Origin of the sequence: Streptomyces sp. NPDC060194 (assembly GCF_042728285.1) — a bacterium.
Lineage (GTDB): Bacteria > Actinomycetota > Actinomycetes > Streptomycetales > Streptomycetaceae > Streptomyces.
The window spans coordinates 68394-83291 of the sequence record NZ_JBHWZH010000006.1 but is presented as its reverse complement, the minus strand read 5'-3'; the positions used below and the strand labels follow the sequence as shown (position 1 = coordinate 83291).

The following is a 14898-nucleotide window of genomic DNA, read 5'->3' as shown; positions in this document are numbered from 1 at the left end:
CCCGCCGACTCCGTCGGCGGGCCATCTTCGTATGGTGGGCTGAACCGGCTAACGGAAGTAGTGACGGTAACAATCTCGCAACGTCAGCCACATATCGTCCGCGGCTACTTCGGCGGCCCACGCGTCCACTACGTCCTCAACGAGAACCCCATGAGTTTCTGATCAATACCATGCGCAGTGGCGAAAACATGCCCGTTGTCCTGCCACGCCATCGCGGACGACCTTGTCGGTGCAGCCGCAGGGCAGTGGGGTCTCGGGCATCACCCCGGGCCGGGGGGAGTGTCAGTGGTGTGTGCGAGAGTGCGGGCATGCTGGAGATCGCGGTGCGGACGGAGAACGGGGAGCGGCACGTGAGGCCCGCCGCCGGGGAGTTGGCGGGGCTGGTGCGGCGCATCGGCGTGGGTGAGGACCGGTACCTCGTCGTCCAGCGGATACCCGATCTGCCGGATGTGTTCGCGCAGGTCTGGCACGAGGAGGGCGGGGACTACCAGCTGGAGTACCGGGACGGGGCCGCGGACCGGCACTACCAGGTGAGGGTCGACCGGGAGGCCGTCGTCGCCGCGCTGGCGGGGTGGGCCGCGGGCGAGGACGGGTGGGGGGCGGGGCTGGAGTGGGGGCTGCTCGACATGGGGCCGGTCGAGGAGGTTCCGCCGCTCGACGTCTCCGACGCCGACCGGGCGCTGCTGGAGGAGCGCATCCGGGAGGTGATCGTGGGCGGGTACGCGGACCGCGACACCCTGCGTGAGGTCGCCGAGGACTACCTCGTCACCCCCGACCACCGCCCCGTCTCGCGTCCCCAGGCGCAGGCCCTCGCCGACCGCCTCTGGCTGGAACGCGTCGCCGAGCAGTCCTCCTGGACCGGCGAGACCGACCCCGAACGCCTCACCCGCGCGTTCGCCGCGCTCGACGCCGCCGGCATCACCGCCCGCGAGAACTTCACCTGCTGCCGCACGTGCGGCGACACCGAGATCGGCGCCGAAGGCCCCGACGACGCCCGAGGCTTCGTCTACTTCCACACCCAGTGCACCGACTCCGCGGCGGCGGGCCACGGCCTGAACCTCCTCTACGGCGGCTTCGACGGCTCCCCCGCCACCACGACGGCCGTCGGCCACGAGGTCGCCGCCGCCCTGCGCTCCGTCGGCCTGACGGTCGACTGGGACGGCGACCCGGCCCGGGTCATGACGGTCACCGACCTGCGATGGAGGCGCCGCCTGGTCGGCTGAAGGAAGGGCGACCACGGACCCGGTCCCTGCTCGGCGGACGCGCGCCCGGGCCGCTGCCCGTCCGCGGCGCTAGACCAGGTCGAGCGCCGAGGTCAGGAGGAGGGTGCCGAGGACGAGCATGGCGAGGCCGCACAGGATCAGGAAGGGGCCGAGGATCCAGCCGGTCAGGGCCTGGAAGGGCGTCTGGTGGACGAGGTAGTCCGCCGGGCGGTCCGCGGGGTAGGAGACGGCGAGCCACGGACCGTCGTACCCGCCGCGGTTGAAGCCGCGGTACGTCCCGTGGTGGTCGCGGTAGACGTACGCGCCGAACGTCGCCGCGGGCGTCGCCGTCGTCGTGACGCCGTTGCGCCGGACGAGGATCTCGCGGACGGACTCGCCCGTCGCGTACACCCCGGCGCAGAGGCACAGCCAGACGAGCCCGCCGCCCAGCACCGTGCCGACCACCAGCACCGCGTCGCCCGCCACCCCGACGGCCACGGTCGCGGCGACCAGCAGCAGGAAGGACCACAGCGCCCCCCACATGACCCGGCGGACGTACCTGCTGTGCGAGGTCCGCACGAGGGAGCGGACGAGGGCCATCTCCCGGCCGTCCACGTCGTCGTCGGCCGGGCGGTCCGGCAGCAGCGCGTTGACCGCGGCGGCGAACCCGGCCGCGCCCGCCTCGTCGACGTCCTCCACCCGGTACTCCGTCGGCGTCGCCCCGCGCCGCGCCCGCAGCTGGATCGTGAGCGTCCGGCCCTCGGCGCGCAGGCGCGTGAGCGCTCCGGACACGAACGTGATCTGCTCGCCGGGCCGGTCGAGGACGAGGCCGTCCTCGTCGGCGGTCAGGACGGCGCCGCCGCTGCCGCGGAGGGCGGAGGACGGGAGGGATGCGGTGGACATGGGCATGATCGTAAAGGCGTGCGATCGCGCCGTCAGCACTTTCCGGCGGCGGGAAGCGGCCGGTGCGGTTCCGGTGGCAGGGGTTCCGTCGGCTCGGGTTCCGTAGCGCGGCGTTGGACGGCGTCCGACCGGCCGAGGGGCCGCACCGACGCGAGAACTGCCCGCGCCGCCGCGTCGTGCGACGGCGCGGTGCGGATGGTCGCCTCTCGCACCCGCAGAAGGCATCGGTGGGGGACTCGAGCGAGGAGCTGGGAGTCCCCGCCGGGTCCGGTGTCGTGCCGAAGGGGGCGGGCCGACGCGAGGCCGCCGGTCGGTCCGGGGTGTCGTACGTGGCCCGCCCGTAGGGGTCGTTACCGCGGGCCGGGCGAAGGGGGTGCGTTCACCGTCCCTCTTCCGGCGCTGACCGCCGGTCGACGAGGCGCTCGTGGTCGGCGGCGTCACCCGCACGGGCCTCGGTGCGGTGCCCCCGTGCCAGGTAGTCCCGGACGATCAGTTCGACCGCGTCCTGGGGGCTCCTGGCGCCGGCCAGCAGCATGACCTCGATGGCCAGATCGCTGTCCAAGCTGATGGTGACCTTCGCCATGACGCCTCCTGGGGTTGCCGCGCAGCGTATCCGAGCGGTCGACTCTCGACGACGGGTCCTTCCGGCCTCTCGCAGCCTGAGGGACCTCGATCCGCGTCGCACACTCTAGGGTCGACGCATGATCGTATGGCTCAACGGCACCCACGGTGCCGGCAAGACGACGACCGCCGCGCTGGTAGGCCAACTACTGCCGGACGCCCGGGTGTTCGATGCGGAGAAGGTCGGCGAGACGCTGATGGACATCTCGCCCGGCCTCCCCGCGACCGACAACTTCCAGGCTTGGCCCCCGTGGCGGCCGCTCGTCGTCGAGACCGCGCGCCGCGTGCTCGACTACACCGGCGGCACGCTGGTGATGCCGATGACCGTCCTGGTCGAGGCGTACTGGCGTGAGATCCACGCGGGACTGGCCGAACACGGCGTCCCCGTACGGCACTTCGTCCTGCATGCCGACGAGGACACCCTCCGCCGGCGCATCGCGGGCGACACCGTCGTCGGTCCCGACTCCCCCTTCCGCCTCGCCTACCTGGAGCCGTACGCCGAGGCCGCGCGCACCTGGCTGCACGCGGAGGCGGAGGTCGTCGACACGACGCACCTCACCCCCGCGCAGGCGGCGCGGCACATCGCCGAGGCGGTCAAGGGCTGAGGGCGGCCCGCCCCGTCAGCCCCGTCCCCCCGGCGAGATGCGGAACACCACGTTCGGCCGCAGCGGCCCCTCGGGCGCGGTGGGGTCGTCGAAGTCGTCCGCGGGGTCGCGGGTCATGCCGAGGCGGCGCATGACGGCCTGCGAGCGGAGGTTGGTCGCCGTCGTGACGGCGAGGATCTCGGGCAGGCGCAGGTCGTCGAAGCCGTGCGCGAGGACCGCCCGCGCGGCCTCCGTCGCGTAGCCGTGCCCCCACGCGCCCGCGCGAGCCGCCACCCGATCTCGACGCCCTCGAACGGCATCCCCTCGTCCACCTCGTCCAGCCCCGCGAACCCGATGAACCCGCCCGTCGCGCGCACCTCGACCGCGAGCCACCCGTACCCGCGCCGCGCGTGGTCCGCCTCGAACCGCGCGACGGACGCGTCGCTCTCCGCGCGGGTGAGGGTGTCGCCCAGGTGCTCGCGCACCTCGGGATCGGCGTTCATCGCCGCCCACGGCGCGAGATCGGACGCGCGCCAGCGGCGCAGGAGGAGGCGTTCGGTGTGCAGTTCGGTCATGGGGTGCAGCCAAGGCGATGGCGCGCGGGGAGACAATTCCTTTACGCGTGCAGGCCGGCTCAGAAGCGGAACAGGGGTTCGAGGGGCTCACCGTCGTGGCCCACGACCCGGCACGCTGCGGCGACGGGCCCAGCGGTGAGCTCGGCCAGCCGGGCGAGGGCCGCCGCCTCGGACGGCAGCGCGGCCGGGTCGAGGCCGATCGCGCGGGCCGCCCGGTCGCGGCGGTCGTCGAGGTCGGGTTGGTCCCGCCGGTACTCGTCGGCCATATCGCGCAGTCGCTCGGAGCTCCGGCCGGGGGCGTCCCGCCACCACGGCACCGCGAGGAGCAACCGGACCAGCTCGGGCAGGCCCACGGCGAGCAGGCCGGCCTCGCCGTCGAGGCTCACCAGCACCACCGGGCGGTCCTCGCCGCCCTCGCCGACGAAGCAGTAGGCGTCGCCCGACCCGGCGCGCGCGAACTGTTCGAGGCGCGCCCCGGAGGCGAGCCGGACGCCGACCTCCAGGAGGTGGCTCGCCGGATCCGTCGCGTCGAGGTCCGCGGTGCCGGCGAAGAAGGCGACGCCGTCCGTGTCGGCGGCCAGGAGCGGCAGCAGGGGTTCGGGGCGGCCGCCCGTGGGCTCCGGGGCCCCGGCTGTATCCGTGTCCGGGACGAAGGCCCCGGCGGTGCGGACGGGGCGACCGTCGGACATGCCGGTGAGCCACGTGCCGTCGCCGAGCGGGACCAGGTCGTAGGGATGGCTCGCCGAGGTGGCCGGCTCGCCGCCGGGTGTACCGGTGCGGAGGTCGACCAGGTGGTGGCGGAACCACTCCTCCTCGTCGTCCTCACGGCGCACGGTGACGACGGCCGTGCCGGCCGTCAGGTAGCCGCCGCTCCATTCGAGCCAGTGATCCTCCGGGTCGTACCCGAAGGCCTCGACGGGCAGGGTGGTGAGCACGTCGCCGTCCGGGTGGCGATGGAAGGAGACGTCGGCCTGGTCGTGGTCGACGGTCATGAACTGCGTACCGTCGGGCGACAGTTGGATCAGTATGCGGTCCGACCACGGGTAGGCGGTGAACTCCGGTTCGCCGTCCGCGCCGAGCGTGCCGCGGAGTACGACGGACCCGTCCTGGCCCTCGCCGATGTCGAGGTACACACTGCCGTCGGCGGGATGCACGTGGTGCTCTCCGCCGTGCCCGACGGTCTCCAACTTCCGCTCGCCGAGCGGCAGTCCGCTCTGCGCGTCGAGTACGACCCACCGGTCCGCCGTCCCGCGTCCGGCCATCGCGTCCGGCCGGTACACCCACACCGCCCGCCCGTCCGCCGACAGGGCGCATCCCGGCCGGTGGCCGTGGCGCACGTCCGAACGCGGCTCCAGCGCGGAGGCCCATCGCACGTCGCCCGCGGCGGTCAGGCACACCACATCGTTGAGCGTCGTGTACACCACCGACTCCAGGTCCCGGCCTACGGCCGCGTCCACCGCCTCGTCGCCGTGCCGCGGTGCGAACGTCGCGACGGGCTCCAGCGGTCCGTGGTCGCCGTCGCCCACGGCGTAGGCGTGGATCCGGCCTTCGCGCAGGCGGGTGACGAGCTTCGGCGGGGGTGCGGCAGTCATCCGCAGAGGGTCCCACGGTGGGTGCGGCGGACGGGCTGCGGGTGGCCCGAGCGGGACCGGCGGGGCACGTGGCGGCGATGGGCCGTCGGTGTCGTCCGTCGGTCGGGCGAGGGCCGTCGTACGAGGCAGGCCGGTCAGGGCCGGACCGGGCGCGATACGACGGCCGACCGCCGCAACGGCGCCCGGTCCGCCCGGCTCGCCCTCGTCAACGCTGCTCTGCGAGGAGCGCGTCGAGGTCCGGGAAGGGGATGCCGTCGGCGACGGTGTCGTAGCCGCCGGTGCCGTAGAGGTCGTGTGCGGCGCGGCGGGCCGCGGCGTACGCGGCCTGGGCCACGGCCGGGCCGAGGCTGACGCGGGCCACGCCGAGGGCGCCGAGCTCGGCGACCTTCGGGGCGCCGGGGCCGGCCATGACGTTCAGGGATGCGGGGATGCCCGCCGCGAGCGCGGTGATCGTCGCGGGGTCGGTGACGCCGGGGACGAAGACGCCGTCCGCGCCCGCCTCGACGTACCGCCGCGCCCGGTCCAGGGTCTCCCGCAGTCGGGTCGCCGGGTCGCCGAGGCCGAGGAGGAAGGTGTCGACGCGGGCGTTGAGGAACAGGTCCGCGCCCGCCCGGTCCGCGCTGCGCCGGGCCGCGGCCAGCCGCGCCGCGAGCTCCGCCGGGGGCCGGGTGCCGTCCTCGATGTTGACGCCGGCTGCACCTGCCGCGAGCACCCCGGCGACGGTGTCCGCGACGTCGGCGGCGTCCGACCCGTACCCTCCCTCGATGTCGGCCGTGACCGGCACCGCGACGGCGTCCACGATCCGGGCGATCAGTCCCAGCGCCCGGTCGCGGCTCAGTTGGTCGCCGTCCGGCGCCCCCAGCGACCACGCGACCCCCGCGCTGGTCGTCGCGATCGCGGGCGCGCCGGCCGCCTCGACGACGCGGGCGCTCGCGACGTCCCAGGCGTTGGCGAGCGCGAGGGGTGCGGACGGGGTGTGCAGGGAGCGGAAGAGGCGGGCGCGGGCCTGCTGCGTGGTGGTCATGACCGCGATCAAACACGCCCCGCGAGCCGCCTTCCGGCAGGAATCCGACGTGGACGTCGACCCCGCGCTCACCCCCACCGCCGGTCCGTGCGCGCCGACCGGGGGCGCGTGGCGTCGCGTTCCGCGGCGGCGTGCCACCAGCCGGGCGGGGACGGCCCGTTGAGGCCGGAGGTGGGACGGTCGGGATGCAGACCGAGGCGTCGCAGTGCCCCGGCGTGCACCCGGACGTCGGACCAGCCGTGCCACCGGCCGTCAGCGCCGACGCCGCAGGACAGGTCCCACCGGATCTCGTCGGGCCCGAACGGCACATAGTCGATCCCGCGCTCCCGCAGTCAAGCGCGGAGCGCGGCCATGGGGGTGGGGCGGCCCGGCAGGTTCTCGTAGGCGGCGACGGTGGTCCACTCGGTGGGCGGGGAGTCCATGGCGGCCATGATGCCCGGAGGGTCGCGCCGGTGTCCCGCGGCGCCGGGTCGGACACCCCCTACAGGCCGGCGATGCGGGTGTGGGGTGCGCGGTGGCTGCGGCGGTCCGGGAGGGGGCCGGCGAGCAGGAAGAGGCGGGCGGCGCGGTGGCGCTGGCCGGCGTAGGGGGCGAGGAGGGCGACGAGGTCGGCGTCGGTGCCGTCGCGGCGGCCGGTGAGGGCGTAGGTGATCTGGACGGGGAGGTGGAGGTCGCCGAGCGTGAGCGCGTCGGGTGCGCCGAGGGCGCGCTGGAGGGTCTCCGCGGCGGTCCACGGGCCGACGCCGGGGACCGCCCGCAGCCGCGCCGTCGCCCGCGGCAGGTCCATGCGCGCGGCCTCCTCCAGGCGCGGCGCGAGCGCGCAGGCCCGCAGGACCGTCGCCGCGCGGGCGGGGTCGACCTGCGCGCGGTGCCACTCCCAGGACGGGATCGCCCGCCACACCGACGGCGGCGGTGTCACGCGCATGCCCTCCGGCGCCGGCCCGGGCGCGGCCTCGCCGTACCGGCGCACCAGGTGCTGCCAGGCGGACAGCGCGCTGCCGCCGGTGACCCGCTGCTCCAGCACCGCCGGGATCAGGTGCTCCATCACCTGCCCGGTCCGTGCGAGCCGCAGCCCGGCGTGCCGCCGGTGCGCCTCGGCGGTCACCCGGTGCCGCGGCACGAACGCGCCCGGCTCGTCCTCCGCCCCGAGCAGCCCGGGCAGCTTCTGCAACGCCCACTCCGCGCCCGGCCCCCACGCCTCTCCCACGACCACCCCGCCGTCGCGGTGGTCCTCACGGACCCGGACGGTCGCAGGTCCGTACGGGGTCCGGCTGGTTCGCCACCACGCCCCGTCCGCGCCCACCCGGCACGTCGGATCCCCACCGCCCCGGCGCAGCACCCCCAACGTCCGGCGCAGGTCGTACGGCTCGGGCGGCACCCAGGTCACGGCGGGCATGCCTCCACCGTAACGACACCGCCCCACCCCCGCCCGCCCTGGCGGGCCCAGCCGGCGGGGCCCCGCCCACGCGGAACGGAGTGCTCGAGAGCCCGCGGAATGTCGAATCCGCCGCCCCGCGGGAGCGGCGGTCGGGGACGCGAGGGCCGAGCGTGGTCGAAGGCCGCCGGGTCAGCGCGACGTGGTGCGTTCCGCCTCCTCCAGCCAGGTCAGGTACCCGCACCCACCCGCGCCCCCGCGCCTCCGCGCACCCCGCACCTCGCGGTCCGAGGCCGCGCGCCCACCGCCGCCACCCGCTCACGTGTCCCGTGCCACCGCTGATCGGCCATGGTCCGCACCGTACGCGGAGCCACTGACATCGGGGCCGGCCGGGCTGACGGGGCCGCGCGACGGCGCCCGGTCCGCAAGCCCGGCCGCGCGCCCCGGGCGGGCTCAGTGCCGTGCGGCGAGGACCGCGGCGAGGCCGTCGCGGAGGTCGGCCACGAAGGCGGCGGGGACCTCCAGGGAGGGGAAGTGGCCGCCGGTGTCGGGGGCGTTCCAGCGGACGATGCGGCGGTAGCGCTGTTCGGCCCACGGGCGGGGGGTCTTCTCGATGCCGCCGGGGTACATGGTGACGGCGGCGGGGACGTCGACGCGGAGGTCGGGGTCGAGCGAGGCGTGGCTCTCGTGGTAGATGCGCGCGGCGGACGCGCCGGTGCGGGTGAGCCAGTAGAGCGTGACGTCGTCGAGGACGCGGTCGACGGGGATGCGCTCGAACGGGCTGTCCTCGGTGTCCGACCACTCGGCGAACTTGTCGAGGATCCAGGCGAGCAGCCCGACGGGCGAGTCGACGAGCGCGTAGCCGACGGTCTGCGGCCGGGTCGCCTGCTGCTTCGCGTAAGCGGTGCGGTGGCGCCGGAAGTCGCGGGTCTCCTGCGCCCACCGCCGCTCGTCCTCGGTGAGGCCGTCCGTCGTCAGGCCGGGCGGCGCCTCGGCGAGGAGGGTGTGGACGCCGAGCACGTGCTCCGGGAAGCGGCCGCCGAGGACGGTGGTGACGCTGCCGCCCCAGTCGCCGCCGTGGGCGAGGAACCGGTCGTAGCCGAGCCGGCCCGTCAACTCCACCCACGCGGCGGCGATCCGCTCGATGCCCCAACCGGTGGCGGTGGGCTTGTCGCTGTAGCCGAATCCGGGCAGCGACGGGACGACGACGTGGAAGGCCGGGGCGTCGTCGTCGCCCGGATCGGCCAACTCCTCCACGATGTGCGCGAATTCGGCGACACTCCCCGGCCAGCCGTGCGTCAGCACCAGCGGGACGGCGTCCGCGCGGGGCGACCGGCGGTGCAGGAAGTGGATGCCCAGGCCGTCGACGGTCGTGCGGAACTGCCCGATCGCGTCGAGGCGGGCCTCGAACGCCCGCCAGTCGTACGCCGTCCGCCAGTGGTGCACCACGTCGACGAGGTCGGCGAGCGGGACGCCCTGGTCCCACCGCCGCCGGCCGGACGCGGTGCGGTCCACCGTCTCGGTCTCGGGGAGTCGCGCCGCGGCCAGTCGTGTGCGCAGGTCGTCCAGTTCCGCGTCGGTGGCGCGGGCTTCGAAGGCGTGGACATCGTCGGTCGGACGGGGCATGAGCCCTCCTCGCTGCTGTCGAACTCGCTGCTCTCGAACTCGCCGTTCTGGAACCGTCTTTGACGGTTCTAGCACTCCCGGCGGACGGGTCGCAACCGGCTAAGGTGGTTCCATGCGAACCGCGTATCCCGAGTTCCGCCCCGGCAAGGTCCTTTCGACCAGCTTCACGGGGACGCTGTCCGAGCGGCACGGCGACGCCGTAGAGCGCATCCCCACCCCGCAGCGCCTCGTCGACTGGCTGGCGGAGTACGGCCTCACCGTCGGCTCCTGCACCCCCGGCCACCTCGGCCTCGCCGTCGAGCTGCGCGAGGCCGTCCACGCCGTGGCGACCGCGGCCGCGAGCTGCGACGCGCTTCCCGCCGCAGCCCTCCGGACCGTCAACGACCACAGCGCGCGGGGCCGCGCCTCGGCGGCCCTCACCCCCGCCGGCGACCGCCTCTGGCGCCTCCACGACGCCACCGCCGTCGAGGACGCCCTCGGCGTCATCGCCGCCGACGCGATCAGCGTCATCTCCGGCGAACGCGACGGAAAGCTCGCCCTCTGCGCCTCCCCCACGTGCCGCGCCGCCTTCTTCGACACCAGCCGCGGCCGCACCCGCCGCTGGTGCGACATGGGCACCTGCGGCAACCGCGAGAAGAAGGCCCGCTTCCAGGCCAACCGGCGTGGCACCCCTCCGTCGGGCTGACCCCCGAAAACCGGATGCCTCCGGGGCGCGCCCCGGGGAGCATGCGCACCGTGCATCACATCCTGTGCGGGCTTGCCGCCAACCCGGCGCTACCGGCCCCTCTGCTCGACCGGCTGATCGCCCTCGCCGACGAGGACGTCGCAGAGGTGCTCGCCTCCCGCGCGGACCTGACCCGTCCCCAGACGGCCGCGCTGCTCGCGCGCGTCCCGGCGAGTGCGGCGCGGCTGGCGTCCGAAGGCCGGCTGACGGCCGCCGACATCGACCCCGCGACGCAGCCGGAGGCAGCGCTCACCCTCCTCAGGGAGGGACGCGGCGACCCGGAGCACGCCCGCGCCCTGATCGCGCACGGGGAGGCACTGGCCGCCTGCCCCGGGCTCCCGCCGGACGTCGTGGCGCGGCTCGCGGCCGACGACGACGTGCAGGTCGTCGCCGAGCTCGCGCTGTGGGCGACGGGCGACGTCCTGCTTGAGCTCGCGCGGCACCCGCACGCCGAGGTGCGCCGCGCCGCGGCCGTGAACGAGGCGACCCCCGCGTCCGTGCTGGCCGCGCTGCTCACCGGGGAGGGGGTGCCGGCGGCACTGCGGTGCCTGGTGTGCGACCGGGAGGACGCACCGTTCGTCCACGATCCCTCGTGCCCTCGGACCGACTGCGACCTCCGGGCCGGCGCGTCCTGCGACGGCACGCACGAGTCCACCGTCCACGACACCCGGCTGGCGGCGGTGCAGCACCCGTCCACCCCGGTCGCCGCCCTCCTCACCTGCGTCGACGACCACTCCTCCCTGCTGGTGCGGTGGGCCCTCGCCGCCCGCCGCGACCTGCCGCCCGAGGCGTACGAGCGGCTCGTCCGGTCCAACGAGCCCGGGGTGCGGGCCGAGCTCGCGGAGAATCCCGCGATCGGCGAGGCGCTGATGCGGATGCTGGCCGGCGACGCGGGGCACGACGTACGGCGCAGGCTCGCGCACAACCCGCGCGTACCGCTCGACGTGCTCGTCCGGCTGGCCGGCGGCAGCAGGATCGGCGGCCCGGCACCGTTGCCGCGGGTCGTCGCCGCCTCGCGCGAGGAGGTCGAGGAGTTGGCCCGCTCCGCGTCCCCCGCGGTGCGGATGCTCGTGGCGCGGCGACGGGACCTGCCGGACGGGGTCCGTGACGTGCTGGCCTGGGACGCGGACGCGAAGGTGGCAGGCTCGGTGGCGTCCCATCCCGGCCTGGACGACGGGCAGTTGCGCGCACTGGTCGACCGGCACGGTGTGCGGGTGGTGGCCCAAGTGGCGGCCAATCCGGACGCGGCGCCGGAGCTGCTGGAGGACATCGGCCGGCGCGAGCCTGGTGCCCGCAAGGCGCTCCGGGAGATCGCGCGGCATCCGCGCGCGTCGGGTCCGGCGCTGCGGCACTGCCTGGCGGACGGCCGCGCCAGGGTTCTCGCGGCCGCGCACCCGAATCTTCCGCCCGATGCGGTGGTGGAGTTGCTCGGCGACCCCGGAGGGGAGGTCGTGGAGGCCGCGGCTGCCCATCCGGCGTTGCCGCGGGAGGTGATGGCGGAGCTGTTGGCCGGAGCGTGGCCGGACGCCGGGCGTGTGCAGGATCGGTGGTAACGCGGGGCGGGGTGAGGAGAGTTGCGTCGGGGTCCGATCGGTGGTCGGGTGTGCGGAAACCGGTTGGTGGGGCGGCGTGAAGGGGCGCATGCTGCGGGGCATGGGTGTTCGGGACGAAGTCGTCGTCAGCCTGTCGGTGACCGTGCGGGATCTGCTGCCGCAGGATCTGCCGGCGTGCGGGTGGTCCGGGTCGCCCACGCACCTGCGGGCGGTGGAGCGGGAGTTGGCGCGGGTGGTGGTGGGGGAGGCGGACTATCTGGCGGTGTGCACGCCGGTGGGGGTGCCGGTGGCGATCGGCGCGGTCGACTACCGGGTGGCCGAGGGGCCGGGTCGCTGTGGCAGCTGGGCGTGATGCCTGCGCTGCAGTCGTGCGGGCTGGGGACGGTGCTGATCCGCGCCGCCGAGGAGCGGATCCGCGGGCGCGGGCTGCGCATGGCGCAGCTCGCGGTGGAGGAGGACAACCCGCGGGCGCGCGCCCTGTACGAGCGGCTGGGGTACGTCGCGTACGGGCGGGAGGCGGACGGGTGGGACGAGGAGGGGCCGGACGGGACGGTCCGGTGGCACGAGACGATGTGCGTGCTCCTGAGAAAGGGGCTGTGAGCCGGGCCGCACGGGGGCGGCGCGTGCGGGGGCGGCGCGTGCTGGGGCGGCGCGCACCGCGGGACGGGGGCGCCGGTCAGAGGGACGGTCTGGCCTCCACGGAGGCCGCGACGTCCGCCAGGTCCTTGGCGAGCGCCTTCGCCACCGCCTTCGAGCCCAGCGCGCCGAAGACCTTGGCGAGGAGCCCGGCGACGCCGCCCGGCGGCTGCGCGGCGAACGTCAGGCGGACGACCGTCACGTCCGGGCCCTCGGCGCGCAGGGTGAACTCCGAGACGTAGTGGGTGTGGTGCGAGTCGGCCTCCACGACGTACCGCTCGGGCGCGGTGCACGCCGTCACCCACATCTCCTCCGTCGCCTCCTTGCCGAACATCCGGCGGGTCTCGCGCCAGCGCGTGCCCACGCCGAAGGGGCCGTCGCTCAGCACCTCCACCCGCTCCACCCCGCTCAGGACGGCCGGCCAGCCGGTCAGATCCGTCAGGCCGTGCCAGACCCGCTCCCGGGGCGCGGCGATCCGCCGTTCCACCGTCACCTGCGGCTTGCTCATCCGATCGCTCCCTCGCGCCGCCCGGGCCCCGAGCGGGTCCGTCTGTCGTCCATGGAAGCAGGCGGCACTGACAATCGCCCGCGACCGCGCTGGTCACGGGGCCGTGCAGCTCACACGGACGTGGGGTTTCGGCCGGCCCGCGGCGGGGCAGCCGCGCCCACCGGGAGCCGCCGCCGGCCCCGGAAAGGAACACACCCCGTGAGCGACACCGTCATGATCATCGCCGAGAGCACCGCCGCGCAGGGCAAGGCCGAGGAGGTCGTCCGGCTCATCGAGGACGTCGTGGAGCCGACCCGCGCCGAGGCCGGCTGCGTCCGCTACGAGCTCATGCGCGACCTCGACGACGACCACCGCATCATCCTCATCGAGGAGTGGGCCGACCAGTCCGCCCGCGACGCGCACCTCGCGAGCGAGCACCTGGTCCGCATGTTCCGCGAGATGGAACCGCTCCTCGCCGCACAGGGGCGCGGAACGCGGGTGGCACGCATCGCCTGACCGGGCGGCGGCCGAAACCGGGTCGCCGGGGCGGGGGCGTTGCGGGATGCTGCACGCATGATCGGGCGTGAGGCGGCCGTGCGGACGGTCGAGGCGGAACTTGAGCGAGAGTACGAGCGCCGGCGGGAGGCGGGGGTGGACGCGATACGGGAGGTCGTCACCCACGTCGAGGAGCACGAGCTGGCCTGGATCGTCGCGTACCAGTCCGAGGAGTTCGTACGCACCGGGGACTGGCAGCACGCGCTCGCCGGCAACGGGCCGTACCTGGTCGACCGCGTCGACGGGGGCCTGCATGCGATCGGCGTCCTCTCCTGGATGTCGGGGGACTGGGAGGCCGACTACCGGGCGCGGATCCGCGGACTGCCGGTGCGGACCGCGGTGGACGACCTGCTCGACGCGGCGCGCGAGGAGTGCGCGGCGCGGGGCCGTCTGTCCGCCGCGCGGCTGCTCCGCCGACGGCTGCCGGCGCTCTCGCCCGTCCAAGCCGTCGAGTACGCCACCGCACTGGCGGCCGGCACCGTACCCGAGCCCCTCGTCGCCGCGGCCACCTGCGCTCTCGTCAAGCCCCTCAGCCCCGTGTACGCGGTGCACACCATTCAGCCGGGGCACGCCGGGGGCGCGACCGCCGGAGGCTGACGCCGCGCGACGGGGCCATTGTCAGTGCCTGCCCCTATGGTGCGAACACGATCTTCGGAAGGGGGTGGCTCGATGGGGGCCAGCGGATGGGACTACGTCATCGACTACGACGGTGACGTCGAGGCGGCGGTGACCGCGTTGCAGGCCAGGGTGTTCCAGGAGGAGTACGGCGATCACGCCACGTACCGCAGCATGGACGACCTGTACGCGGACCACGAGTTCATGGGCACCGAGGGCACCCACACGATCCTCGACATCGACAGACTCGTCGTCACGGACGCCCCGGCGGTCTCGTCCGACGACTACGGCACGCTCCGACCGCTGGCCCTCGACCGCGTGCTGCACCACTTCGGCACGCGGAGCCCGTCGGTCGAGCAGTTCGAGAAGGTCGTCGAGGCCGCCTCCGAGGCCTACGAGAACAGTCTGCTCGACGAGTGCCGAATACAGTGGGCCGCCTGCTACGTCCTTCTCCACACCGGTGGCACACCGACCCACCTGGGCATCTTCGGGTCCTCCGGGGACTAGCGACCGCCGGTCCGCGCCCGCGTCACTTCCGCTCGATCTCCACGAACGACAGCAGCGCGTCGCCCGCGTTCACGACCTCGTGCTCGGCGCCGGCGGGGCGGGTGTAGGACTCGCCGGCGCTGAGGTGGGAGCGGGTGACGGCGCCGTCGGGGGTGTGGACGTCGGTGCGGCCGTCGGTGAGGGGGACGACGACGTAGTCGTGGGCGTGGACGTGCCGGCCGGTGGACTCGCCCGGGGCGAAGTCCCAGCGGGTGACGCGCACGTGCTCGTCGTCGTGCTGCACGGTCGCGCGGGCGGTGGTGGTCATGTGCGGCCTCCT

General features: G+C 75.0%; 15 protein-coding genes and 2 pseudogenes. 8 read left to right on the top strand and 9 right to left on the bottom strand.

The genetic code is table 11. From position 1 onward, the window contains the following. Positions 1-308 precede the first annotated feature (308 nt). Positions 309-1223, top strand: a complete 915-nt coding sequence (locus tag ACFWEG_RS02610; RefSeq protein ID WP_387208350.1) for a DUF6891 domain-containing protein — start codon at positions 309-311, stop codon at positions 1221-1223. A gap of 69 nt (positions 1224-1292) precedes the next feature. On the opposite strand, the gene ACFWEG_RS02605 is transcribed toward ACFWEG_RS02610, so the two are convergent. Continuing rightward, entirely contained in the window at positions 1293-2105 is an 813-nt protein-coding gene (locus ACFWEG_RS02605; protein ID WP_387208348.1) for a hypothetical protein, read from the bottom strand. 379 nt (positions 2106-2484) lie between these two features. Next, entirely contained in the window at positions 2485-2688 is a 204-nt protein-coding gene (locus tag ACFWEG_RS02600) for a hypothetical protein (RefSeq protein ID WP_387208346.1), read from the bottom strand. Positions 2689-2806: 118 nt separating this feature from the next. On the opposite strand from ACFWEG_RS02600, the gene ACFWEG_RS02595 reads away from it, so the two are divergent. Continuing rightward, positions 2807-3331, top strand: a complete 525-nt coding sequence (locus tag ACFWEG_RS02595; RefSeq protein WP_387208344.1) for an AAA family ATPase — start codon at positions 2807-2809, stop codon at positions 3329-3331. A gap of 15 nt (positions 3332-3346) precedes the next feature. Here the strand turns inward: ACFWEG_RS02595 and ACFWEG_RS02590 are convergent. The 5 genes and pseudogenes from ACFWEG_RS02590 to ACFWEG_RS02570 form a co-directional block, all read right to left on the bottom strand. After that, positions 3347-3885: pseudogene (locus ACFWEG_RS02590) on the bottom strand (GNAT family N-acetyltransferase). 59 nt (positions 3886-3944) lie between these two features. Further along, positions 3945-5477 (bottom strand): hypothetical protein, encoded by a 1533-nt coding sequence (locus tag ACFWEG_RS02585; protein WP_387208342.1) that lies wholly within the window; start codon positions 5475-5477, stop codon positions 3945-3947. 205 nt (positions 5478-5682) lie between these two features. Beyond that, positions 5683-6501 (bottom strand): isocitrate lyase/phosphoenolpyruvate mutase family protein, encoded by an 819-nt coding sequence (locus ACFWEG_RS02580; protein ID WP_387208340.1) that lies wholly within the window; start codon positions 6499-6501, stop codon positions 5683-5685. Positions 6502-6982: 481 nt separating this feature from the next. Next, positions 6983-7897: a DNA-3-methyladenine glycosylase family protein gene (locus ACFWEG_RS02575; RefSeq protein WP_387208338.1), complete on the bottom strand. Its 915-nt coding sequence runs from the start codon at positions 7895-7897 to the stop codon at positions 6983-6985. Positions 7898-8329: 432 nt separating this feature from the next. After that, positions 8330-9502 carry an epoxide hydrolase family protein gene (locus ACFWEG_RS02570; RefSeq protein WP_387208336.1) on the bottom strand — a complete coding sequence of 391 codons (1173 nt, stop codon included), beginning with the start codon at positions 9500-9502 and terminating at the stop codon, positions 8330-8332. A 112-nt stretch (positions 9503-9614) separates the two neighbouring features. Here ACFWEG_RS02570 and ACFWEG_RS02565 point away from each other — a divergent pair, with 112 nt between their 5' ends. The 3 genes and pseudogenes from ACFWEG_RS02565 (at position 9615) to ACFWEG_RS02555 (ending at position 12379) form a co-directional block, all read left to right on the top strand. Beyond that, positions 9615-10187 (top strand): CGNR zinc finger domain-containing protein, encoded by a 573-nt coding sequence (locus tag ACFWEG_RS02565; RefSeq protein ID WP_387208334.1) that lies wholly within the window; start codon positions 9615-9617, stop codon positions 10185-10187. Positions 10188-10237: 50 nt separating this feature from the next. Beyond that, positions 10238-11779 carry a hypothetical protein gene (locus ACFWEG_RS02560; RefSeq protein WP_387208332.1) on the top strand — a complete coding sequence of 514 codons (1542 nt, stop codon included), beginning with the start codon at positions 10238-10240 and terminating at the stop codon, positions 11777-11779. Positions 11780-11867: 88 nt separating this feature from the next. Beyond that, positions 11868-12379, top strand: a pseudogene (locus tag ACFWEG_RS02555) (GNAT family N-acetyltransferase). 76 nt (positions 12380-12455) lie between these two features. Here ACFWEG_RS02555 and ACFWEG_RS02550 read toward each other — a convergent pair. After that, positions 12456-12923: an SRPBCC family protein gene (locus ACFWEG_RS02550; RefSeq protein ID WP_387208331.1), complete on the bottom strand. Its 468-nt coding sequence runs from the start codon at positions 12921-12923 to the stop codon at positions 12456-12458. A 198-nt stretch (positions 12924-13121) separates the two neighbouring features. On the opposite strand from ACFWEG_RS02550, the gene ACFWEG_RS02545 reads away from it, so the two are divergent. From ACFWEG_RS02545 to ACFWEG_RS02535, 3 genes are all read left to right on the top strand, one after another. Then, the gene (locus tag ACFWEG_RS02545) at positions 13122-13418 is read left to right on the top strand and encodes a putative quinol monooxygenase (RefSeq protein ID WP_387208330.1); all 297 of its coding nucleotides are present in this window, start codon (positions 13122-13124) and stop codon (positions 13416-13418) included. Between the two features lie 57 nt (positions 13419-13475). Continuing rightward, the gene (locus ACFWEG_RS02540; protein ID WP_387208328.1) at positions 13476-14054 is read left to right on the top strand and encodes a YrhB domain-containing protein; all 579 of its coding nucleotides are present in this window, start codon (positions 13476-13478) and stop codon (positions 14052-14054) included. A 72-nt stretch (positions 14055-14126) separates the two neighbouring features. Beyond that, entirely contained in the window at positions 14127-14579 is a 453-nt protein-coding gene (locus tag ACFWEG_RS02535) for a hypothetical protein (protein ID WP_387208326.1), read from the top strand. 22 nt (positions 14580-14601) lie between these two features. Here the strand turns inward: ACFWEG_RS02535 and ACFWEG_RS02530 are convergent, their stop codons facing one another. Beyond that, on the bottom strand, positions 14602-14886 hold the full coding sequence (locus ACFWEG_RS02530) for a cupin domain-containing protein (RefSeq protein ID WP_387208324.1): 285 nt from the start codon (positions 14884-14886) through the stop codon (positions 14602-14604). Positions 14887-14898 lie beyond the last annotated feature (12 nt).